This window comes from Delftia sp. HK171, from assembly GCF_001886655.1.
Classification (GTDB): domain Bacteria; phylum Pseudomonadota; class Gammaproteobacteria; order Burkholderiales; family Burkholderiaceae_C; genus Comamonas; species Comamonas acidovorans.
In genome coordinates this window covers 1477061-1500727 of record NZ_CP018101.1, presented here as the reverse complement: position 1 = coordinate 1500727, position 23667 = coordinate 1477061, and the positions used below count along the sequence as shown (strand labels likewise).

General features: G+C 62.7%; 18 protein-coding genes and 1 pseudogene. 1 reads left to right on the top strand and 18 read right to left on the bottom strand.

Annotation, left to right across the window (positions count from 1 at the left end; translation table 11 throughout):
* Positions 1-47: 47 nt before the first annotated feature.
* From argB to BO996_RS06785, 3 genes are all read right to left on the bottom strand, one after another.
* Positions 48-938, bottom strand: a complete 891-nt coding sequence (gene argB / locus BO996_RS06795) for an acetylglutamate kinase (RefSeq protein ID WP_012203251.1) — start codon at positions 936-938, stop codon at positions 48-50.
* Between the two features lie 110 nt (positions 939-1048).
* Positions 1049-2152: a glycosyltransferase family 4 protein gene (locus BO996_RS06790; RefSeq protein WP_012203250.1), complete on the bottom strand. Its 1104-nt coding sequence runs from the start codon at positions 2150-2152 to the stop codon at positions 1049-1051.
* A 5-nt stretch (positions 2153-2157) separates the two neighbouring features.
* The gene (locus tag BO996_RS06785; protein ID WP_071954348.1) at positions 2158-2931 is read right to left on the bottom strand and encodes a glycosyltransferase family 2 protein; all 774 of its coding nucleotides are present in this window, start codon (positions 2929-2931) and stop codon (positions 2158-2160) included.
* A 344-nt stretch (positions 2932-3275) separates the two neighbouring features.
* On the opposite strand from BO996_RS06785, the gene BO996_RS06780 reads away from it, so the two are divergent.
* Positions 3276-7067, top strand: a complete 3792-nt coding sequence (locus BO996_RS06780; RefSeq protein ID WP_071954347.1) for a methyltransferase domain-containing protein — start codon at positions 3276-3278, stop codon at positions 7065-7067.
* A 34-nt stretch (positions 7068-7101) separates the two neighbouring features.
* Here the strand turns inward: BO996_RS06780 and BO996_RS06775 are convergent, their stop codons facing one another.
* The 15 genes and pseudogenes from BO996_RS06775 to BO996_RS06705 form a co-directional block, all read right to left on the bottom strand.
* Positions 7102-8145, bottom strand: a complete 1044-nt coding sequence (locus BO996_RS06775) for an acyltransferase family protein (RefSeq protein ID WP_071954346.1) — start codon at positions 8143-8145, stop codon at positions 7102-7104.
* Positions 8146-8168: 23 nt separating this feature from the next.
* Positions 8169-9200 (bottom strand): acyltransferase family protein, encoded by a 1032-nt coding sequence (locus BO996_RS06770; protein ID WP_071954345.1) that lies wholly within the window; start codon positions 9198-9200, stop codon positions 8169-8171.
* Between the two features lie 7 nt (positions 9201-9207).
* Complete coding sequence (locus BO996_RS06765; protein WP_071954344.1) at positions 9208-10068, bottom strand: class I SAM-dependent methyltransferase; 861 nt, start codon at positions 10066-10068, stop codon at positions 9208-9210.
* 31 nt (positions 10069-10099) lie between these two features.
* Entirely contained in the window at positions 10100-10912 is an 813-nt protein-coding gene (locus BO996_RS06760) for a class I SAM-dependent methyltransferase (RefSeq protein WP_232240475.1), read from the bottom strand.
* A 129-nt stretch (positions 10913-11041) separates the two neighbouring features.
* Positions 11042-12103 (bottom strand): acyltransferase, encoded by a 1062-nt coding sequence (locus tag BO996_RS06755; protein WP_083571124.1) that lies wholly within the window; start codon positions 12101-12103, stop codon positions 11042-11044.
* A 3-nt stretch (positions 12104-12106) separates the two neighbouring features.
* Positions 12107-13390 carry an ABC transporter ATP-binding protein gene (locus BO996_RS06750; RefSeq protein WP_071954341.1) on the bottom strand — a complete coding sequence of 428 codons (1284 nt, stop codon included), beginning with the start codon at positions 13388-13390 and terminating at the stop codon, positions 12107-12109.
* Positions 13387-14187 carry an ABC transporter permease gene (locus BO996_RS06745; protein WP_071954340.1) on the bottom strand — a complete coding sequence of 267 codons (801 nt, stop codon included), beginning with the start codon at positions 14185-14187 and terminating at the stop codon, positions 13387-13389. The genes BO996_RS06750 and BO996_RS06745 overlap by 4 nt, the downstream gene beginning before the upstream one ends.
* Before the next feature lie 246 nt (positions 14188-14433).
* Positions 14434-15342, bottom strand: coding sequence for a peptidylprolyl isomerase (locus tag BO996_RS06740; RefSeq protein WP_071954339.1), 909 nt, complete (start codon positions 15340-15342; stop codon positions 14434-14436).
* A gap of 104 nt (positions 15343-15446) precedes the next feature.
* A complete protein-coding gene (locus BO996_RS06735) occupies positions 15447-17165 on the bottom strand; it encodes a cell surface protein (RefSeq protein ID WP_071954338.1) in 1719 nt (572 codons plus the stop codon).
* A gap of 211 nt (positions 17166-17376) precedes the next feature.
* The gene (locus tag BO996_RS06730) at positions 17377-17814 is read right to left on the bottom strand and encodes a hypothetical protein (protein ID WP_071954337.1); all 438 of its coding nucleotides are present in this window, start codon (positions 17812-17814) and stop codon (positions 17377-17379) included.
* Positions 17815-17870: 56 nt separating this feature from the next.
* Positions 17871-20440: pseudogene (gene gspD / locus BO996_RS06725) on the bottom strand (type II secretion system secretin GspD).
* Between the two features lie 37 nt (positions 20441-20477).
* Positions 20478-20819 carry a hypothetical protein gene (locus BO996_RS06720; protein ID WP_071954336.1) on the bottom strand — a complete coding sequence of 114 codons (342 nt, stop codon included), beginning with the start codon at positions 20817-20819 and terminating at the stop codon, positions 20478-20480.
* Between the two features lie 325 nt (positions 20820-21144).
* Entirely contained in the window at positions 21145-21717 is a 573-nt protein-coding gene (gene gspM / locus BO996_RS06715; protein ID WP_071954335.1) for a type II secretion system protein GspM, read from the bottom strand.
* Positions 21717-22850: a PilN domain-containing protein gene (locus BO996_RS06710; RefSeq protein ID WP_071954334.1), complete on the bottom strand. Its 1134-nt coding sequence runs from the start codon at positions 22848-22850 to the stop codon at positions 21717-21719. Before BO996_RS06710 ends, gspM begins: the two co-directional genes overlap by 1 nt.
* Positions 22851-22915: 65 nt before the next feature.
* Positions 22916-23653, bottom strand: coding sequence for a general secretion pathway protein GspK (locus BO996_RS06705; RefSeq protein WP_232240474.1), 738 nt, complete (start codon positions 23651-23653; stop codon positions 22916-22918).
* Positions 23654-23667 lie beyond the last annotated feature (14 nt).

Here is a 23667-nt window from a genome sequence, read left to right as displayed (position 1 = left end):
GCCATGCACGATGGTAACGCGAACCGCAAAGTCCGCGCCATCGGGCCTCAATGGCTGCGGATCATGGTGCCGTAGGCCTGGTCGGTCAGGATTTCCAGCAGCATGGCATGCGGCACGCGGCCATCGATGATGTGCACGGCGTTGACGCCGGCCTTGGCGGCATCCAGGGCACCGCTGATCTTGGGCAGCATGCCGCCCGAGATGGTGCCGTCTGCGAACAGCGCGTCGATCTCGCGCGCAGTGAGGTCGGTCAGCAGGCTGCCCGCCTTGTCCAGCACGCCGGGGGTGTTGGTCAGCAGCACCAGCTTTTCGGCCTGCAGCACGGTGGCCAGCTTGCTGGCTACCACGTCGGCGTTGATGTTGTAGCTCTCGTTTTCCTCACCAAAGCCGATGGGGCTGATCACCGGGATGAAGGCGTCATCCTGCAGCGCGCGCACCACGCTGGGGTCGATGGAGACGATATCGCCCACCTGGCCCACGTCGTACTCGATGTTCGGATCCTTGTTGTCGACCATCTTGAGCTTGCGTGCGCGGATCAGGCCACCATCGCGCCCGGTCAGGCCCACGGCCTTGCCACCGGCCTGGTGGATCAGGCCCACGATGTCCTGCTGCACCTCGCCGGCCAGCACCCATTCCACGACTTCCATGGTTTCCGCGTCGGTCACGCGCATGCCCTGGATGAACTCGCCCTTCTTGCCCAGGCGGTTGAGGGCCGTCTCGATTTGCGGCCCGCCGCCATGCACCACCACCGGATTCATGCCCACCAACTTCAGCAGCACCACGTCTTCCGCGAAGTCGGCCTGCAGGGCCGGATCGGTCATGGCGTTGCCGCCATACTTGATGACCATGGTCTTGCCATGGAACTTGCGGATGTAGGGCAGGGCCTGGGCGAGGATTTCGGCCTTGTCGCGGGGGGCAATCGAGAGGATATCGTTCATGGTGCTAGCCCTGGGGCGTGGAAGTAGTCAACAACAAGGCGGGCATTGTGCCGCAACTGCGCGGCAGTGTTGCATGCCCGGATGACGGAACGCCCACTGGCGCCCGGCCATCATCCATTGTTCTGCATCCAGCCCGGCAGCTTGAAGCGCACGATGGCCAGATAGGCGATCACATAGCTGACCACGAACAGCAGGCAAAAACCCACCAGAACGGGCGTGTTGCTCCAAAACAGCAATGCCGGCACCACGGTCAGCAGCGTGAAGGCCCACAGGTAGGGAGAAGTCCGGTTATTGCGGCGCAGCATGCGCCGTGCCAGATCGTCGTCGAACACGCCGCGCACGATGCGCCGGTAGATCAACTGGTGGAAATGCAGCGCATCCGCCATGCCCGGCGACATGCCGCGCATCAGCTTGCGGTAAATGGAAAACACCGTCTCCCAGACCGGATAGATCAGCAGCAGCATGGGAAACCATGGCGAGACTGCGGAATTGCGCTGCACCAGGGCAATGCTGGCCAGGGCAATCGCCAGCCCCCAGACATAGGCCCCGCCATCGCCTGCAAACATCATGCCGCGCGGGTAGTTCCAGACCAGGAAGCCGCAGGTGGCGGCGGCCAGCGTCACCAGCATGGCGGCCAGGGTCCGGTCCCCCACCTGCAGGGCCACGTGGGCCAGCGCCAGGCAGATGATGGTGGCCACCATGCCGGCCAGCCCGTTGTAGCCGTCGATGATGTTGAAGGCATGGGGCAGGCCCGTCAGGGCCAGGACGGCCAGGCCCATGCCCAGCCAGGGCATGGCCGGACCCAGTGCCTGCTCCAGCCAGGGCCAGCCGAGCCGGGGCACGGTGAGGCCGCACAGCAAAACCGCCAGCACGGCGCTCAGCAGGGTGAGCACCAGCCGGTAACGCACGCTCAGGCGCTGCGATACATCCTCGATGACGCCGCCGACCACGGCCGGCAGCATGGCGGCCAGGCACACAACCACCCACAGCTGCATGCGCAGCGAGGAAGGATCTCCGCGCATGCTCAGCCAGGTGCCCACACCCCAGGAGACAGCCAACCCGAGGTACATCGGCACGCCCCCAAGCCGGGGTACCTCGCCGATGTGAAAGCGCTGCGGCTTGTCGTATCCGTAAGAGGACGTCGAGGACCGCCCGGCCCAGCGCACCAGCAGTGCACAGCCGGTGCAAGACACCATGAAGGCCAATACCGCCATCCAGATCACGATGACTCCCCGTGCAGGCTGCGCAGCGAGGGCGCTGCCTGCGGCAGGTCTCGGGCCTTGCGGTAGGCCGGACGGCTCCACAGCCGCAGCAGGCTGGCCACGTGCCATGCGCCATGGCGCAGGCTGCGCCGGCTCGCCCTCTGACCCGCATGGACGACAGGCAACTCACCGCGCCGAAGCTCTCCGCCCAGCACCCGCAGGCGAAGGCACAGATCCACATCCTCACAATACATATAGAAACCTTCGTCAAACCCACGCAGCCGCATCCAGCTATCCCGGCCCAGCACCAGGCAGGCCGCATTGACCCATTCCACACGCTGCTCCACACGCCCGTGCAGCTTGCGTCGCAGCAAATTCCAGAAAGATGGCAGCTCCCGCTCGGAATCCTGCAGCGTGCCGTCTTCGCCGATCTGCGGGGGATAGGCCAGGGCCAATCCCGGCCGGGCCGCCAGCGCCAGAAGCTCTTGCAGCGGCTCTTCCTGCGCTCCCCAGTACACGTCAGGATTGATCACGCAGACAAACGCCTCCCGGGCATTCGCCAGCGCCCGGTTGTGGTTGCAGCCAAAACCCAGGGGTTGCGCATTGCGCCGTATCTCCAGGACAAAAGGCCAGCCGGTCGCTGGAGCCAGGGGCTCCGGTTCGGGAATATTGAGCGTCAGCACCACTCGGGACATCGGCGCCAGGCACGCTGACCCCAGGCATTCAAGCAGCCTCTGTATATGAGCGCCATGTCCGTGGCTCACCACCGACACGACCAACGATGAACCCATCAATGCCGCCCTTCAGATCTTCAAATTCCAACCCGCATACCTGCGCCGAAAAAACGGCGGCTCCGAGTATTCAGCGGAAGGCGCCCGGAAGGCGTCAGCGGGTATGCCGTGATGCAAGGAAATGCAACAGCCGCACAAAATGTCATTAACCCGCCATGCCAAGCAATCACTGCGGTGGCCGGGATTATGATGCGCGACAATCTGCCGCCCGGACTTCCGGGATTTTTTGCGCCTGGCGTGGGCATGCCCTGCTGCTCTCTGCAGACCGGCCACGGTCGACTGGCGCAGATGAATATGACGGGCGATCGATCCCTGCCCGGACCGCGCCCGGCACCTCATTTCCTATGACCACACCCATTCCCGATCCCCACGTCTACCTGCGCACCGTCGATCTGAACGAGCGCACGTCGCTGTCCGTGCTGGCCGGCCATGTCCGCGCCCAGGCGCACATACTGGATCTGGGCTGCGGCAGCGGCGCGCTGGGCGCCTTCCTCGCCGAGCACAAGCAATGCGTCTGCGACGGCGTCACCCTGAGCCAGGAAGAGGCCCGCCATGCCGCGCCCTTCTACCGCCATGTCCATGTGGCCGACCTGGAGGACTGCGACCTGGACCAGCTCTTTGGCGACGCGCGCTATGACTACATCGTCTGCGCCGACGTGCTCGAGCACCTGCGCCAGCCCGAGCGCATCCTGGCTGCCTGCCGCAAGCGGCTGACACCCGAAGGCCGTCTGCTGATCTCCGTACCCAACGCAGGCTACAGCGGCCTGGTGGCAGAACTGCTGCACGGCGAATTCCGCTACCGCGAAGAAGGCCTGCTGGACCGGACACACCTGCGCTTTTTCACGCGGCGCTCGCTGTCGCGCTTTCTGGCCGAGCAAGGCTGGCAGGTGGATGACATCGACACCATCGAGCGGGCGCTACCCGAATCCGAATTCCGCGTCGCCTACGACAGCCTGCCCCCTGCCGTTGCCCGCCACCTGCTGGCCACGCCCGATGCACTGGCCTACCAGTTCATCGCCAGTGCAGCGCCCGCCGCCCAGGCGCTGCCCATCGAGCCGCCGCTGAACTACCCCCAAGGGCATGCGCTGTTCACGGCCCAGCTCTACATGGCACGCGCTGGCCGCTATGAGGAAAAGAGCAAGCTCTCCACCACCGGCATCATTGGCCAGGCACGTCAGACATTGCGCTTTGCACTGCCCGACCACAACACTTCGCTGAGCCATCTGCGCCTGGACTTGGCCGACCGGCCGGGCTTCGTGCACCTGTACCGGCTGGCCTTGCTCGATGCGCAAGGCGCTGTCGTCTGGCAATGGCTGCCCGAGGATTCGGACGCTGCCTTGTTGGGGCAACGCCCTCACCATCAGCTGGTGTGGAACGGGCCCCATCCGGCAGGCGCATTCGCGCTGATGCTGCTGCTGACCGGCGATGACCCCTGGTTCGAACTTCCCATTCCCGCAGAAACCCTGGCCCCCTTGCGTGGCGCCTCGCTGGAGATCGAGATGGGATGGCCCATGTCGGCCGACTATCTGGCACTGGCCGGGGCCGTGCAGCCGCTTGAGCGGCAGATCGCGCAGGAACGCAGCAGGGCCAATGATCTGCAGGACCAATGGCACACACAGCGCATGCTGCTTGAGCAGCAGCATGCGCAGGATGTCCAGCAGTTGGAGGAACGCAGTGCTTCGATCCAGCGCCTGCAGCACCGCAATGCCTTGTTGGAAGACAGCCACCAGTCACAGAGCAAGGAGCGCGCCATCTGGCAACAGGAGGCCACCCGCGTACAGCGGGATTTCGCACGCCTGGAACAGCACCTGCGCGACATCGAGAACTCCACCGTCTTCCGGGCCACGCGCCCCCTCGTCCACGCCAAGATGCGCATTGACCGCCTGCTGGGCCGCACGCCAGTGCCTGCCCCCGTCCTCCATACACCCGTACCCGAGCCGATGCCCCAGCAGCCCGTCGATGTGATCGTGCCCGTGTACCGCGGCCTGGATGACACGCGCAACTGCATCGAATCCGTGCTGGCCAGCCCCTGCCGCACGCACTGGCAACTCGTGGTCATCAACGATGCCAGCCCAGAGCCCGAAGTCACGGCCTGGCTGCGCGAGAAGGCGGCACAAGAGCCTCGCATCACCCTGCTGGAGAACGAGGAGAACCTCGGCTTCGTCGGTACCGTCAACCGGGGCATGGCGCTGAACACCGCCCATGACGTGCTGCTGCTCAACAGCGACACCGTGGTCGCCAATGACTGGCTGGACCGCATCCGCCAGGCTGCCTACGGCGATGCACGCATCGCCTCCGTCACGCCGTTTTCCAACAACGCCACCATCTGCAGCTACCCGCGCTTTTGCGAGGGCAACGACCTGCCGCCCGGCATGGATACGGCCGCCATCGACGCACTGTGCGCGCGCACCAATCCCGGCCAGGTGGTGGACGTGCCGACCGGTGTGGGCTTTTGCATGTACATCCGCCGCGACAGCCTGAACGCCGTCGGCCTGTTCGATACCGAGCACTTCGGCAAGGGCTATGGCGAAGAAAACGACTTCTGCCAGCGTGCCGCAGAGGCTGGCTGGCGCAACCTGCATCTGCTGGACACCTTCGTGCTGCACACGGGCGGCGTGAGCTTCGGAGAAAGCAAGAGCCCGCGCGAACGTGCCGCCATGGAAACCCTGCGCCGCCTGCATCCGCGCTACGAAGCCGATGTCATGGCCTTCGTCCAGGCCGACCCTGCGCGCACCGCGCGCCTTGCGCTGGACGTGGCACGCCTGCAGGCAGAGGCCGCACACCAGCCTGTGGTGCTGGCCGTGCTCCACGACCGGGCGGGCGGCACGGTGCGCCATGTGCGCGAACTGGCGCAGTTCCTGCAAGGCAAGGCGCTGTTCCTCATGCTCTCGCCAGCCGCAGGTGGCACCGTGGTATTGCGCCGTGCCGAGGAAAAGGAAGCATTCGAGCTCGCCTTCCGCATCAACGACCAGATGGAGGAACTGGTGCAGGCACTGCGCCAGCTGGGCGTGGTGCATGTGCACTACCAGCATCTGCTGGGCCACAGCGAAGCCATCCTGGACCTTCCCGCCCGTCTGGGTGCAGCCCATGACTTCACGGCCCATGATTTCTATACCTACTGCAAGAACATCTCGCTGACCGGCATCGACAACCGCTACGTCGTGCCGCCCCGCGCGGGCGAGTGCGGCTGCTGCGAACCCACGGACACAGCCCCCTACGCCGGCACCGTGGCCCAGTGGCGCCATCGCAATGCACTGCTGCTGAACAACGCGCGCCATGTACTGGCCCCCAGCCAGGACACGGCCCGCCGGATCGCCGGTTTCGTGCCCGGTGCCCGCGTCCAGGCGGTTGCCCACACCGACCTGCCGGCACAGCTGCCGGCCCCGGTGGCACACCCGCTGGCCGCCACGGCCCCGCTCAAGATCGTCGTACTGGGAGCCATGAGCGCCATCAAGGGCGCCGACGTACTGGAAGCCGTGGCGATCGAAGCCGCCAAGCGGGGAGCTCCTGTGGAATTCCATCTGCTCGGCTATGGCTACCGCAGCCTGCAGACCCAGCCGCGCGCACGCCTGACCGTGCACGGCGGCTACAAGGAAGAAGAACTGCCTGCTCTGCTGCAGTGGTTGCAGCCCGACCTGGCCTGGTTCCCCGCCCAATGGCCGGAGACCTACAGCTACACCCTGAGCGCCTGCCTGGCCGCCGGGCTGCCGATCGTCGCGCCCGACATAGGAGCCTTCCCCGAAAGGCTGGCGGGCCGCGACTGGTCCTGGGTCATGCCCTGGGACGCCAGCACCGCCCAATGGCTGGACTTCTTCGCGCAAATACGCGAACGCCACTTCATTGAAGGGCAGCCACCGCAGCAACCCACCGCGACAGAGAGTGCGGCCGCCCAGCCGGGAGCCACTTTCTATGGCGACGGTTATCTCCAGGGACTGCAGCCGCGCGATCAGGCTCTGCTCCAGCCCCTGGATGCGGCCTTCCTGGCCACACATCGCCTGCAACGCCAGGACCATGCGGCAAGATCTGGGGCCTTGATCCTGCTGGCCCATCTGCGCTCGCTACCCATCCTGCGCGGCGTGGCCAGGCTTATTCCCGCGCACTGGCAGCGCCGGGTCAAGAATTGGCTGCAGGCCTAGGCTGCGTCCCTTGAGTGGCAGGCCAGCGCTTCAATCAACGCTTGGCCGCCTGAATGCAGGGGCGCTCCACACAATGCCAGGACAGCAGGGCCAACGCCAGGATCAGCCCCAGAGACAACAGCAAGCTGACCCACAGCGGCCATACCCTGCGCAGACACAGTTCAACGACGGCTTGCTGCACAGGGAAAGCGTAGATGTATACGCCATAGGACAAATCTGCACGCCAACGGCTGCCAGCCTTCGGATTGCCCACGAAGGCCACATAGAGCGTCCCGCAGGCAATCAGGACCCAGACGGCAACCTGCCGCCAAAGCGCAACGTCAGCCAGCAATGCGCATACGATGGCGCCCAATGCAATTGCAGCCATCCATGCATGGGGACGAACGCGGTAGGCTGCCATCGTGCTGCCCAGAAAAAACGGCACGCCAAAGCCACAGAAATCCCGCCATCTGAACAACTCGGCCACCGGACCACCCGTGGTTGCCAAGGCTTCATCCCACCCTCCGCTGCGGGCAAGCTGCCACGCAATCGCCAGCAGGAAAGCCGACAGGGGGTAAATCCAGCGGCGCCCTTTGGCAAACCATGCCAGCGACGCCAGCAGCAGGTACATGAAAAGCTCGTAGCGTATGGTCCACAGCGAACCATTGACTGCGCGCGCAAACGGATTTGACTCGAACACACCTGGCAGGGTCTGGACGGTCGCCAAGCCCATCACATTGTTCAGGAAGTTATTCCAGGTTCCTCGCGCGGCCCAGTATTCAGTGGACGGCATCGTGGTGACGGCCCAGCCCAGCACAAATACCGAAAAAGTGACAGCCACTGCCAGACCCGGGAAGATGCGCATCAAGCGCTTCAGCCAAAAGGCGCGCCACATGGGTGCCCGCATCCAGCTCTCGCAAACCAGATAGCCGCTGATAAAGAAAAACACATAAACCGCCAACGACCCGAGGCTATGCCCCGGAAATGGCACGGGCAGATGGAGTCGATACAGAAAATCTCCGTGCGCGGCGAAGACGGCCAGAGCCGCCGCAAGGCGCAGTAGATCAAAGCGGTTGCCGATGCCTTGGGAATTCTCCATGCAGCATTAACCCTCTGCCAAACTCAAAAACGATGCGCCAGACGTTTGAAACGCAAGGCGGGAGCCTCCACCAGATGCCAGGAGGCATAACCAGCAACCAACGCCAGCATGAGCGCGGCCAGAAGGCTCCAGGCAAACGGCAAGTGTGGCCACGTCGCCTGCACTGCCTGCTGTATCGGGCATCCCAACACATAGATGCCATATGAAGGGTCTCCTGCCCGGTGCAGCCAGGAAAAGACAGGGGCGCGCAAAGATCCAAGATAGACCAGAAGCGGAGGAAGCAGCAGCAGCCCCGCCGTGTGCTGAAGCTTCAATCCGAAGAACAGCACGGCAGACAACGGCAGCAGTACCAGCACCATCACACCGCCGTGCTCAGCAAACCTCTGTTGCCACAAGGCAAGCAGGCTGCCGAAGGCAAAGTAGGCAGGATACTCAAACCAATGCCGCATTGACCCTGTCAGGTCCGCGTTTCTCATTGCCAAAAAGAAGGCCAGATACGCCAGAAGCACGGTATATGCCAATGGCCTCCAGCGGAAAACCCCCAGGGCGCCAGCACCCACAAGGACGGCGTAGCACAACAGCTCCAAGGGAATCGTCCATAAAGGGCCATTCATCAGTCCTGCCAGTGGATTTGCAGGGAACACCCCAGGCATCACGACATAGGCCTTGACCAGCAAGAGATTGCGCCAATGCGCCAGCGTTTCCGGATGAATCAGGAATTCGCCCAGTGGCAACGACGTGAAGATGGGACCGAACAGAAATACGCCCGCCAAGACGGCGACAAGCATGCCTGGCCAAAGTCGCAGCAACCTCTTGAAAACGAATGCCAGAACCCGAGGATCGCGCAACCAGCTCAATGTGACAAGAAAGCCGCTGATGCTGAAAAAGGTCATCACGGCCACTCCGCCTACCATGTCTGCGTGCAGCCACCCGGGAGGCTTGGTGCCCGTGATGTGGAAGTGATGGCTGAATATCACGGCAGACGCTGCCGCCATGCGTAACACATCAAAACCATTGTGATGCGCAGGCCGCGCCGTGAGGCCAGGAGCACTCATCGCAAGCTCAGCTCTTGCCCAACAACAGCAAAATCTCGTTGTTGCGCAGCCACTCCTCGGGGTAGCGCCCCGCCAGCGCCTCGGGAATAGCCATGTCCACCTGGCGCCGCTCCTCGCGCAACACCTCAAAGCCGGCCTGACGAGCGATATCGACCAGCTCGTCTGCCGTCAACCGGTTCAGCGCCTGGTACTCCTTGAAGACAAAGCGCTTGTAGCCATCGACACCGAAATCGGCAAAGCCGAAGTCCACCTCGGCGGCGTCCAGCGGACCTTCATGCTTTTCGATGATGCTCCACAACTCCTCCTCCGACGCCAGCAAGTGGTGCCAGGGCACATCGTCGTAGCGGCGCAGGTGCGAGCCCCAGGGAGAATGAAACAAGGGCTCGATCTGCAGGAAGAACACGCCTCCCGGACGCAGGCAGGCATGCAGGTCGGACAGGATCGGCAGCACCTTGTCGCGCTGCACATGCTCGAAGGTAGACCAGCTGAGCAATCCGTCATAGTTCGCATGCCGGCCGGCCAATGGCGAATTCGGCACGATGGTCTCGAAGCTCAGCGCAGCGGGAATGCGCGACATGCCCAACTGCTCGCGTGCAATGCGCGGCAGCTTGGCGTACTCCTGGCGGATATCGATGCCATGGATGCAGGTTGCGCCATGGCGCAGTACCAAAGCCAGATCGGTGATGCCATCGCCGCAGCCGAAATTCAGCAACCTGGCCTTGGACAAATCCAATGACTGTCCCAGCCAGTCATGGGCCAGATCCGCTGCATAGTTGAAATGCGCACGAAACCACTCATCGGTGATCTTGCCGGCATCCCATGGTGCCAGGCCGAACAGCCTTTCCTGCAAACGCAGCATCCAACTCATGCAATCGTCCTCTCTGTTCTATATACAGCGCTTACAGCCGCTGCAGCACATAGGCATCCTGGTGGTTCCAGAAATGCACAAGTGATCGATGGCGCAGCGCATCGGCGCCCCAGGTTTCGGCAATGCGGTCCAGGACGAATTGCTCGGAAGTGAACGCCGTTCCATACTCATTGGCATCGATGGCATTCGACTCGCTGGACGGGGCAAAGAAAAATCCCTCGTCATCCAGCTTCACGCTGTCGAAATCTGCGGCCTTCATGCCGTGCGTGCTGAAAACCAGCAACCCGCCAGGAGCCACCGCATCGCGCAGCACCTGCAGCCAGCGCGTCCAGGTCGAGCGCGGCAGATGGCTGAACAGCGAGAGCACGAACACCAGTTCGTACTGCTGCGGCCAGCGTACCTGCTCTGGCACGCTGGCCGACGCAAAGCCCTTCACGCCGAAGGTCTGCTGCGAAAAATCCACAGCATCGACCACGATGTCTGAGACCGTGACCCGTTCCGCCCCCAGCGCCTTGACCAGGTGCCGCGTAAAGCGGCCGTGACCACTCGCGAACTCCAGGACGCTGGCCGTGCGCAGCAAAGGCTTGTCCACAGCCTCCAGCAGCAGCATCAGTTCCGACAGCGTGCGCCAACCGTCGGCGAAGTAGTCGCGCAGGGGATTCAGGCTGGAAGGGTGGCCGCAGAAAAATCCGAAGATATCGTCCTGGGGCGAAATCCGGCACTCCAGCCCCATGATGTTGGAGAACGAGCCCACAAGGCCATGGGCCTCAATCAGTTCATGCGCCTGAAGCAGCGTATCGCGCTCGCTGCGGGCCCGCACCAGGACCTGGGCTGCTCCAGCCAAGTCTCCTTGAACCAAAAGCTGCTGCGCCTCAAGCAACAGTCGCTGTCCTTCACTGGTTATCGCGGGGGAAGAATTCGTTGTATTCATCGGTATCTCAAGAATTGCGCGAGATCGGCTTTGCCGCCGGCCTCAGCTCACCAGGCGCCTCAGCCCGGGAATCGAAAAAAGAGTCAGCGAGGTCAGGGCAGACAAGGCAAACACCACCAGCGTCAGCACTGGCCAGTATCCGCCTGCCTGCGGCAGGCCATAGCCCCAGCGCGCCAGCATGTCGATCCAGAATGGGTGGATGGCATAGATGCCCAGGGTCGCCTTGCCCAGGTGGTTGACCCAGGCGGGCACGGCTTGAGGCGGCAGGCGCAATGCCAGCAAAAACACCGAGAAAGTCAGCAGCATCGCAAAGGGGCTGCGGTTGCTGTAGAAAAGCACGAAGGCCCAATCCTTGAGCACCGGATAGGCCATCGCCACGCCAACCGCCATGCCCGCAACACCCAGCACTACACCGGCCACAAGCTGCCAAGTGGCAACGCGCACCGGACGCCGCAGCAGATAGTAGCCACCCAGGAAATAGACCACAAACAAGGGTGCCAGACCGATGAAACTGGCATGTGATGTCTTTTGCAGCGTCTGAGCGATGGAGGCAAACCAGGTCATTCCTGCCGCCACCATCAAAAGGTGACGCCAGCCTGGCCCCTCCCCCACGCCCAGGACCGCGTAACGCATGGCCGGCATCATCAGATACAGACCCAGCATCATGTACATGAACCACAGGTGGTACCAGGGGCTGCCCAGCACGACATCCTGCACGATACCGGGCCAGGTGATGCCGCCCCACATCCATTCACGCCAGGCGAAATAGAACACCGACCAGAACAGCAGTGCAGGCAGCAGGCGGGACAATCGCTGGCCGACAAAACCCCAGGGATCACGCTCTGCAGGACGCGCCAGCAATACGGCTCCCCCGACCATCACGAACATCGAGCTGCCAAAACGCCCTGCCGCATCGCCAATATTGGCCACCCACCAGCCCAGGCTGTGCACGTCTACCTGAGAGACCCGCAGAACCGCCGTGTGCACCATGATCACAGCGAACGATGCCAGCACCTTGAGCAAATTCAAGCGCGGATCAACGCCCCTCCTCGCTTCGCCGGTGGGTGACGCGTGCTGCTGCAATCGTGCCGACTCCTGCGCCATCGTTCAGCTCCAGTGATGAGGAAGGCGCACAAGCCCTGGCAACGGCTTTGGGAAGATAAAGCGCAGATGCAGGAACTGGAACCACTCGTCATAAACGGCAAGTCCCGTCTCATCGAACAGGAAGGCACTGATCACATAGTCCCCGCTGTGCAAAGGCAGCTCGGGAAAGGTCAACACCGTCTGCCAGCTTCCATCCGGCAGTTGACGCGGGAACGCATTGTCTTCGTGGGTGGCCAGCGAGGTGATTCCCACGCCTTTGGATTGCTCGATCATGAAGCCTATGTGGGGCCGCTCATTGCCACGTCCTCGCGCCGTGATGGTAACCACCAGATCCTGGCTCTGCAGCAGTCCAGGTTGGTCGCCCACGGGCTCCGCAAGGTCCTTCACATCCACCGACAGGATGCAGGCCGTGCCGCTGTCTACCGCAGCCACGGGGCTTGCAGGAGACGCCGTGGCCTCGCATGCCTTTTCCTCCTCATGGCCCGGCACCTGCGGCGCAACCGCGCCCTCCAGTGCCAGCTGCTCACGCTCCTGGCGTTCGCGGGTATGCAGATCGTAGGCGGCCAGCACCGGCTCGGTATCACCGAACTGTGCCACCTGTCCACCGCGCAACCACAGCGCAGCATCACAGAGATGGCGAATGTGATACGGACTGTGGGAGCAGAACAGGATGGTGCAGCCGCTGTTGCGGAACGCCATGATGCGCTCTATGCACTTCTTCTGGAAATGCTGGTCGCCCACGGCAAGAGCCTCGTCGATGATCAGCACATCCGGCTGCACCGCCGTCACCAACGCAAACGCCAACCGAACGGTCATGCCTGACGAATAGGTCTTGACCGGGCGCTCCATCGCCTCGCCCAGCTCTGCAAAGGCAGCAATCTCAGGCTCCAGCTCGCGCATGCGTTCGGGACTGATGCCGATCAGGCTACCGCCGAAATACAGATTGTCCCGGCCGCTGAAATCAGGATGGAAACCCGCGCCCAACTCAAGGATGGCCGTCACCCGGCCCACCCGCTCGATCGTTCCGCAACTGGGCTGCAAGGTGCCCGCCAGCAGCTTCAGCAGCGAGCTCTTGCCCGCACCGTTATCGCCGATCACGCCAATGCACTGGCCACGGTGCAGTTCGAACGACACATCACGCAGCGCCCAATGACTGCGGTGCGTGGCAGCGCCCGTCAGCAGCGCCTTGAACCGTGCACGCGGCGACGGGTACAGCTTGTATTCCTTGCCCAGGTCACGCACGCGCAGGACCAGATCTTCGGGCAGCTCGACATGCTTGGCGTTCATAGCCAGTCCACCAATTGATCGCGGCTGCGCCGCACCAGGCCGTTGAGCAGTGCGGCCAGCACCAATAGCCATGCGGCAAGCGCCACCCACACGGAGATCTGGGGCCACAGCCCCTGAAGCAACACGTTCTGGTAACCCAGCACCAGCGCCGTCATGGGGTTGGCCCAGAGCACCCAGCGCCATCGCTCGGGGAACAAGGCCAAGGGAAACAGAATGGGCGACAGATAAATCCCCACCGACAAAAAGAAGGTCACCAGCTGGCCTACGTCACGCAGCGCCGCCGTCAGGATGGCCAGTGCATAGGCCAGCAGTGCGCACAGCAGCAATTGACCCAGCAACAGCGGCACCAAGGCCAGCATCGATGCGTTCAATCCGTGCTGCGGCAGATAGGCCAGAGCCACCAGCACGAGCAGCGGCCCGAAGATCACGCTGCTGGCCAAGACGGCCCGCAGGGGGAAGAGCACCGGTGGCAAAGGGTTCTTCTGCAGGATGCCGCCCGCCTCGACAAGACTGTTCATGCCGCGCGACGTGGCATCGCAGAACGCCATCCAGGGCAGGGCGCCCACGACCAGGAACGCACCTACGGCATGCGTGGGCGCGTTGTCCCCCAGGCGCATGGAGAACACCACGTCGAAGACAAGATAGTAGGCAGCCACCGTGAGCAGCGGCTGCAGATAGGGCCAGAGCACGCCAGCGGCCGTGCCTGCGTGGCGAGCCGCCACCTCGCGCCGGGTCATCACCCACAGCAGGCTGCGGGCCTGCCACAGCGCGCGGCATTCGCCGAATAAAGAGTACATGCGTTGTAAAGCAAAAGCGCCGCGCCCCAGAAACGGTGGCGCAGCACTTCATTCATGCCAAACCTGCAATTTTCGCGCATTACACGCGCCATGTGTCAGAACGACATGGGCGGCTTGCGCAAAGATTGTCAGTTTTTGCAGCTTGGCCTCTAAGGCAAGCAACGTGCAGCAAGGTCCAGACCGGTATCTGGAACTTACTGACCCTCATCTGATCAAGCCAATAGGCGGCCCTGCGCAGCAAACAGGTCAGGGCTTTTTGACGCCTTCGCTGAAGGCGCGGATCGCATCCGCATTCAACTTGCCCTGGCTGCGCAGCTTTTCGGCTTCCAGGTCAATCGCTTCCTGTACCGCCTTGTTGCGCACCTCAGTCAGCAACTGTTCCCGCACTTCGGCATAAGGCTGGACACCGGCCGGGCGGCGCCCTTCCAGGCGCAGGATGTGGTAACCGAATTTGGTCTTCACCAGATCGCTCAGCGCGCCGGGCTTGTCGAGCGCGAAGGCGGCCTGATCGAACTCGGGCACCATGCGGCCGCTTTCGAAGTAGCCCAGATCGCCACCCTTGGCAGCACTGCCCTTGTCGTCCGAATTGGTCTTGGCCAGCTCGGCGAAATCAGCGCCCGCCTTGAGCTGGGTCAGAAGTTCTTCGGCCTTGGCCTTGGCTTCCGGGGTGTCGCCAGCCACCAGGATGTGGCGCACCTGGACCTGCTCGAACTGCTCGAAGCGGACGGGCTTGGCGTTGTACACATTGCGGGCCTGTGCTTCGGCCAACTGGTCCGAAAGGCGATGCTTGGCCTGCATATGCTGCAGCCAAGCATCCGACAACACCTTGTCCCGTGCCAGGCGCAAAGCGGCCTGCATATCGGCCTGCTTAGCAAATTCCATGTTTTGCGCCTCGACGGCCAAGGCGCGGCGCACATACAGGTTGGAGACGATCTGCTCCACCTTCTTTGGATCGGCCAGCACTTGGTTGCGCAGCATCTCGGGCATGCGCTGTGCGTCGGCGTTCACATCGGCGGCGGTGATCCGTGCTGGGCCATCCATCAGTGCCGCAGCTTGTTCAGCCCGGGCCGTGGCGCCCAGCAGGCTGCCAGCCACCAAGGCCAGCGCCAGGGAATTGCGCGACAGGGAAGAGAGAGCAGTCTTGGTCAATTGCATGTTGCGTCGGATCTCATCGATACAAATAAAAAAAGCGGGACTTGCGTCCCGCTTTCTTAGAGCGCTACTTAGCTCCTAAGTTGCCTGCTTACGCAAACAATTTATTAGGGAGCAACAGTGCGGTTGACACGGTGGGGCCAAGTGATGCCGTACGTGCCGGAGAAGTTCGCGCCAGCGCTGGGATTGGTCAGCTTCTGGAAGGAAGCACCCAGGATGGGCAGGCCAGCGCCAGCGTTGACGACGTTGGCGTTTGCCCAGCCGCGCATGTAGGCAGAGGTACCGGTGTCTTGGCGAGCAACCGTAGCGCCCAGCACAGAGGTGCCGGAATCACGGAAGCTCAGAACGCTGGTTTCGCCGCAGAAGCGGAACTGAGCGACTTGGCCAGGCGACAGCACGGCGCCGTCTTCACGAACTTCTTCTTCACGGCCGTAGAAGGTCTGACCATCAGCGGTCACGCAGATACGTGCATCAGCAGTGGCAGCTGTCACTTCGGTGTTGCCGTCGTGGAAGAATGCCGTAGCGGGAGCGTTCACACCCAGGATGCCTTCCGAGAACACGCGAGTTGCAGCATTGGTGCCCGAACCGTTGTAGTTCAGAGCCACGCTGTAACGGCGGGTGGGCATGGAGAACACCCAGTCGGTCTTGCCGGAGATGCTGGTGTCATTGGCGTACTGGTTGATCACGTTGTTCACAGCCAGTTGCTGCGACAGAGACTGAGCCTGGGCCAGAGGAGCCGCAGGTGCAGGAGCCGCAAAGTAAGGCGTGGACATGTCAGGCAGATCATACTGACCAGCACGGATCACGGGGTTCGCGAACGTACCAGGAGTAACGGCGCCAACTGCGTCCTTGGTCGTGCCAACGTTGACCGTACGGAACAGCGGGTCAGCAGTGGAGTTGTTGGCCACAGCAGCGGTCACAGGAGTAGCGCGCTGGGGGAACAGCACGAAGTTTCCGCGAGCAGCGGCGCCGGTTCCATCGGCGTTCACAGTGGCCGTCAGAGCCGTAGCAGCGCCCGAGAAGGTCGTCGTTTGCGGCACGTTCATGATGTACCAGTCACCCATCAGACCGGTGGTCGGGGTAGCCAGACCAGCAGCCGCTGCCGTCAGTTCCGTCGTGTGATCCGTGGTCAGCACGGCGGGGTTCAGCACGGTGCTGTCGCAAGCAGCCACGCCGGAAGCATTGTGCTTGATGGTCTTGTACAGAGCCGATTGAGCATTGGCACCAGCGCCGTAGACGGCAGCGCTCGGAATGTCAGCCATGTTGAAGATTTCAACATAGCCTTCACGCGAACCGGCAGCCAAGGCGTCAGCCGACAGCTTGGGGTTCAGGCGGGCAGTGGTGCCGTTGAAGAAGCCGACTGCGCCAGCAGCCTTTGCACCATCGGGTTCAGCTTGCAGAGGGGCCGAGTTCAGGCGGGGCAGCGTGCAGGTGTTGTCCGAGCTGACCAGCTGCAGAACGCCATTAGCGCCTTGCGTCACTGCAGCAGTCCACACGTCTTGGGGCGACAGGAAGACTTGGAAGTCCATCAGGTCGTCAGAGTTGGCGGCGCCGCGGAAACGCACCTTGACGGCCTTGCCGTTCTGGGTGTCGGTGTTCACCAAGTGCAGAACGGTCATGTTGCCGTTTTGCGCGCTGAAGTAAGGCACCACCAGGTTATGGCCCGTGCCGCCTTCGCTCAGGCCAAAGCCAGCCGCATTGGTCAGACCGAGAGTCGTTGCCGAGGGAGCGGCCGTGCCGGGAACGACACCAGCCGAAGCCGCGCCTGCGAAGCCCAGGCCACCAACCATGGCAGCAATGCTCAGGGCCAGAACATTTTTCTTCATAAGAACTATCTCCAGTAAAAAAGATAAGGTAGTTGCAACCACCACGATTGATCGCCGAGGAATCGTAGCACAGCCGGTTACGCCGCCATATGGCTTTCTGGGGGCTTGCAAGCGCCGCTTTGCGAAAAAAACAACACTTGCCCAACATGCACTACCACAGGGACGGCGAATTATCCCCTCAATCTACCACTTCACACAATGGCGCCTGAACTTATTCGAGGAACAGCCACCACTGGCCATCTTCGACCACCCAGGCTTCGGTGATGCTGATGGGTACATCCACGCCCGGCATGCTGGGTACCACGGTCGTGAAGTTGCGGCGTACCACGCAGCGCTCGGGCACGCAGGTGGTAGACAGCAACTCACCGCCCTTGAGCACGGTGGCGGCCCCGTTTTCCAGACGGAAGCGCTCCTTGTTCTTGAGCGCGCGGTAGGTAGGGGTCAGATAGGTGTAAGCCTTGTCCACATCGCCGCTCTGCCGTGCCTTGAGGTAGGCCGTCGAGCGGGCGTTCACGATGTCCTCGGGCGTCTTGCCTCCATCACCCGTGGTGGCGCAGCCTGCCAGCAGCGCGGCGCATACGCCGCCCAACGCCCAAGCCAGCCAACGCGAGCCTTGTGCCAGGGGTTGCTTGATGATCTTGTTGCTCATATGGTTTTCTCCAAAAAGAAGTTTCGAGACAGGCTAGGCCTGAATGTTCCACGGGTTCAGCGCGCAGCGGGCGCAAGAGGCCCGACTTCCACAGACGCCTTCGCGGGCGCCGGGAAGGAATCAATGGAAGCGGCCCGGCTCGAAGAAGGCGACTTGAGCAGCGGCGCCAGGGAGCGCATCTGCTCGCGCAGGTCATCGCTGACCTCGCGCACGTCGATGTCGGTGCGCACCACACGAGGGGTGATGATGACGATGAGTTCGGTACGGGCACCAGAATTGCTGGTGGTGCCAAAGAGTTTGCCGATCACTGGCATATCGTAGAGATACGGGATCCCCCCATTGCCGGCACTGGACCGCTCCTGGATCAGCCCCCCATGACAATGGACTCCCCCGAGCGCACGGCCACCCGGCTCGAAATCTGACGTTGAAGGAAGGAGCGCTGTTTAGTCACCTCATCCTCACCACCGATATCGGTCACCGACTGATTGATGCTCATGGTAACCAGATTGCCTGCATTGACCGAGGGGGTGACTTGCAAATTCACCCCAGTATCCTTGAACGCATAGTTGTTAATGGGCGTGCCAGATGTCCCCACAATAGTGGCACCCGATTGATAAGGCTGCTGCGTCCCTACAGCGATCGCAGCTTGGTGGTTGTCAAGCACCATCAAGGTAGGGCTGGCTACGACTTTGATCTGGGTCTTGCTAGCCAATGCTGTCAATACAGCCTTGATGTTGCCCAGAGAGTTCTTGAGCGTGTAATTGAAGCCTTGGCCCAAAGCAACAGCGCCGAGCGCACCCGCCCCACCCAGAGCTCCGTTAGAAGTGTCCACGGTGGAAGCGCCAACAGAGGTCGATGCCCCGAGCAAGCCACCAGTGCCGCTATAACCCTTGTTGCCCACATCGCCAGTGAAGGCCCACTGCAATCCATACTGCAGCGAGTCGTTGAGCGTCACTTCCACAATACTGGCCTCGATCAGCACCTGGGTCGGCGGCAGGTCCAGCTTCTTGAGCGAAGCCTCGATGCGTTCAAACTCTGCCGGCGTACCCCAGACCAGCACAGAGTTGTTGAGTTCATCCGCCATGACGCGCACGCTGCCCAGATTGGCGCTGACCATGCCTTGACCCGGTCCCGACTGATTGCCAACCCCGGATGTCGTGGAACCGAAGCGTTGTCCGGAGTTCGAGCCAAAGCCACTATTGCCAAAACCGCTGCTACCGAAGCCGCCGCTGCCAAAGCCGCCACTCCCAAAGCCGCCACTCCCAAAGCTGCTGTTGCCAAAGCTGCTGTTGCCAAAGCTGCTGTTGCCAAAGCTGCTGTTGCCAAAACCGCTGTTACCAAAGCTGTTGTTCCCGAAAGCCGAGGTCCCGGAAGTCGAGGTTCCCAGTCCCGGTGAAACACCGCTGTTGGCAGAACTGCCCGCAGCGGCGGAGCCACCGAAGATGCCGGCCAGCACTCCCGCCAGGTGCTTGGCATTGCCGTTCTGCACGCGGTAGATATTCAATTGCGGCTGGGAACCGCCCGAGCCTGGCTGGTCCAGCTTGGCCAGCCAGCGCCGCGCCTCGTCCAGATAGGCCGCCCGGGGCGTGATGACGATCACGCTGTTGAGACGCTCGATGGGGATGATGCGCAGCGCGCCGAACATGGGGTTGCCCTCGCTCAGCGATGTCACCGCGCCTGCGCTGGCCGCCGCAGCTGCGCCAACGGCCGCGCCCGGCCGGACTGATCCACCGGCAGCGCCGGGCGCCCCCGGGGTTGCAGCACCGCCAGCGCCTCCACCATTCATGATCTGGAGCGCCGCACTGACTTCCTGAATAGAGACATATTTGAGGGGAAAGACGCCTACGGACATGCCTTCAAGCAGGTTCACGTCGAAAGTCCGCACCATGTCCAGCCAGCCTTCGGCCTGCGCCCGCGAACCCGCCATCACCAGCAGGTTGCGGATGTTGTCCACGCGCACGATGGCATCGCCAGGCACCATGGGCCGCAGGATGGCGGCCATCTCGTTGGCACCGATGTACTGCAGCGGCACGATAATGGTTCCGTATCCTGGTGCCAGCGGCTTGTCGGTCGTGGCCTGGCGCACGGTGGCACCTATGCTCTTGAGTGCATCGACTCGGCCCACATGGTAGGTGCCGCGCGCATCGCGCACCATGGCCATGCCATTGGCCTGCAGAGCAGTCTCCAGCAGGTTGAGGATCTGGTCCGCCGGAATGGCACTGCGCGTGCTGAGCGTGATGTTGCCCGTGATCGGCGGATGCAACACATAGTCGAGCGACAGGATGTCACCCAGCACCGTGCGCACTACCTGGGACAGTGGCGCGTCCTCGAAGTTGAGCTTGGAGGGCTTGCCAGCCACCGGAGGAAATGCCTTGGCATCGCCCAGCAGCTTGCCCGTCCCGGACAGGATGCGTGGCTTGGCGCCATCAGCATCGTCCGAAGTTTTTTTGCCCTGCGATGCGCCATCGGCACCCTCTCCTTCGGGGAGAAAGACATAGTCCCGTTGAACGGTATCGTCACGAAAATGGCTCACGAAGTTGTTCTTGGCCGGCTGGGCACAGGCCAGCAGCAACTGGCACACGGCGAGTGCCAATGCGGTTCGGATAGGTCGATTAGGCAGTTGCATAGATTCTCTTGACTGGTTCTTGAGGTTGCGGCGGCTCTCAACGGACAATGCCGCCACCCAACGAAGCGCCTTCTTCCTGAGGCGCCGGCCCGGGGTTCTGAGGCTGATCCGCCTCACGTTGCTGCCCGGCGTAAGCCCCGCCCCTGGGCATCTGTGCCACTGAAGCGGGGGGCCTTGCGGGAATGGCTGGCCCTTTTTCCATTGCGGCCCGCGTCATTGGCAGCCTGCGCTTGCGGCCGCCACGTTCCAGTTCGATTTCACGGTCCAGCACGCGAGCCAGCGTCCAGCCGCCAAGGCTTTGGCTGAGCATGAAGCGCTGTTCCTTGCCTGCGTACTGGACGATGGCGCCCGTGACGGCCCCATCAAACAGGCCCAGCACCTTGGCCTTGGACCATTGGTCCTGCTCGACCGGTTCTTCGTTCGACTTTTTGGGAGGCGGCGGGGGGGAGGAGGAGGACGGCGGCTGAGCGCGAACAAAGGCCGTTCCTGCATCTGGAGCATCAACTGATCCTCCTGGCGTGTTCCAGGTTCCGGGGTCTCCGGCTGCTTTGGCAGCAATGCCTGAACGTCCGCCTTGATGGCTTCAGGCGGCTGCCAGCGGCTGTTCTTGATCTCCATCTGCGGCGTGAGCCAGGCCATCGCCAGGGCACCGCACAGCAATACCTGGGTGGCTCCTACGCCCCATCCCAGCCAGTTGATCTGATTCACGGCGTCTTGCTCCGGAGAATGCTGAAGGTAAATTGCGCACTCAACCTGGGCGCCACTCGGGGGTTGGCATTTTGCAGGCTGCCCGGCAGGTTGACCTCCAGGTCGTCGAGCCAGACCGTGGGGCTGATGTCGCGCAGGGACAGCAGTGCCATCTGGATCGAGGGCCAGTCGCCCTCCGTGGACATCACAACATCAATGCGCTCATAGTTGCCGTCTTCAGGATTGGGGCGCACCTGGCTGCTGACGATGGCCAGGCCCGCACGGTCCAGCACCGTGCGCAGGCGCTGCTGCACCGCGTTACCGGTCTGGGTAGCGTCACTCTCGCCCGGATAGACATGCTTGGCCTTGGTCTCGGCCAGGCTTTCCAATGCCTGTTGAATTTCCTCTTCCTGCTGCTGCAGACCCAGCAACCGCGCATGGCGTGGCTCCACGACATGCAGTTGGCTCTGCCCCCAGTTGTGCTTGGCATGGACCCAGAGCCCGCCCACAACCAGAGGTAGCAACAATGCCAGGGCAGGCAGCGACAGGATTGCCAGTTGGCGCCAGGGCAGTCTTGGCTTCTCGGCCATTACGCACCCTCCCTCGCCGGCACGGAGGGCGTACCCGTTGCTTCAGACTCATCCTTGGCCTCGTCCATGGCGTGCACACCGAGCACGGCTGGATCCAGCGTGGCTTCGAGCGTAAAGCTCTCTTTGCTGGTTCGCGAGGACCGTGTCACGGCGCTGGGCAAACGCACATCGCGCAATCCAGGCTCCTTGGAGAGCAGGCGCACTGCTTCGGAGGTGTCATCACTCAGGCCCTGCACCGTGAGCTTGTCTCCCTTGAACTGCACGCGTTGAACGGCTGTGTCATCAGGCAACACCCGCGTCAGGAGCGCCATTACACGCAGATGGTCGATCTGCTGATTCCTGCGATCCATCAGGGCGGAAACGCTTTCCGCTTCAGCCACCAAGGCCTGCCGCTTGGCCACGACTTCCCGGGTAGCCTGGGTCAGCCGGGCAAATTGGGCGTTGGCATCCTCGGCACGCAGATAAAGCTGTGCGGTGGGCGTGGCGGCCAGGGCTGCAGCCAGCGCCGCCACGACCAATACGCCAGTCAGTAGCCAGACGCGTTGCCGCGCCTCACGGGCCAGACGGCGCTGCTCGCCAAACCCCGTGATCATGATGGTCTGCGTCACGGCATCTGCCCAGACCTCGGGCGCCACACCGGCCGGCAGGCGGTATCCCTGCTCCCTTAGAGCCCGCTCCACCTGATCGCGAGATGTGATCACCACATCGACCAGCCGGACTGAAGTTGCCCCTCCTGCGGAACGCGCAGCATAGGCCCATAGCGTCTGCTCTTCAGTAAAAGGCGACATCATCTGCACATCGAGCTGCACGGCTCCATGCAGCGCCTTGGGAGACATGGCAGGCAGGCGCAGCGTGCGTACCAGCACCAGCTCGGACGGCAGCAAGACGGCAGCATAGTCAGGCGAGGCGGTGGTCCCGCCATTGGCCCGCTGCACCCACTCGAGACGATCTCCCCTGACCCAGGCCATACCATCAGGCCGGGACTCCCAGCCTGCCACCTTCACGGGGAACCGCGGCATAAAACGCCGCATCCAGGGCAGGTGCGCCAGTTGCTGCCATGCCTCACGCAATTGGCCACCCAGCGAACTCAGGTCGATGCCGAACAGTTTCGCGTCGGAACTCAGCAGCGGCATGGGCTACCCCCTCCACTCTCACGTTGAGCCATCTTGAAATTCTTCCTTTCTTGGCACTTGAAGCGCTACAAGCGCCCTTTCCAGGTCTGGGAGGCTGCAAGCACAGTCCAGGGCAAACGCCCAGGTCCCATTCCGCCCGGCACGTCCACCTGCCGCGTGATCAATGCCTCTCCAGCGCCGTCAAACGGCACCTTGGCAATGAGGGTGTAGCGCGAACCGGATACGCCCTGCTGGGAGCCCGCGCCCCCGTCCAACCAAGGCTTGAGTCCTTCCGGAGCGGCCCCGGGGTTCACAGCGCCACGCCCGTCCGAATCCGCAACAACGAAGTCACGAATGCTGGCAAAAATCCCATAGGTCATGCCTGGCACCTGCAGCAAATCTTCAGGTGCGTCCCAGGCAGGGCGCAGCGGCTGGCGATTGTCTACACCATTGCGCGACTGCACAATGGCCTGGGCCAATGCTTCGGCGGCACCGCCACCGAGACCGGCCGCCTTGGACAGCAACAACGCCAGCAAAGCAGGCGGCGCGTCGTTGATGTTCACCAAACCGCTCCAAGGGACAACGGCAATCTCTATTATCCCTTTTGCCGTCGGCACTGGGATTACGGCGTACTCACGGAACTCCGTCGGTTTGAGAGCGATCCGCTGCAGAAGCTGGTAGATGGCGGCTTCGCCCAGCGCCCGCCCCTCGGCCATTTGGCGGGTCACGCCTATGAGCGAAGCCTCACTGCGCACCACGCGCCCCAAGCTGCTCGCGAAGATGGCCAAGGCAGCCACGATCCAGAGCACCAGCACCAGGGCCATGCCACGCTGCATAA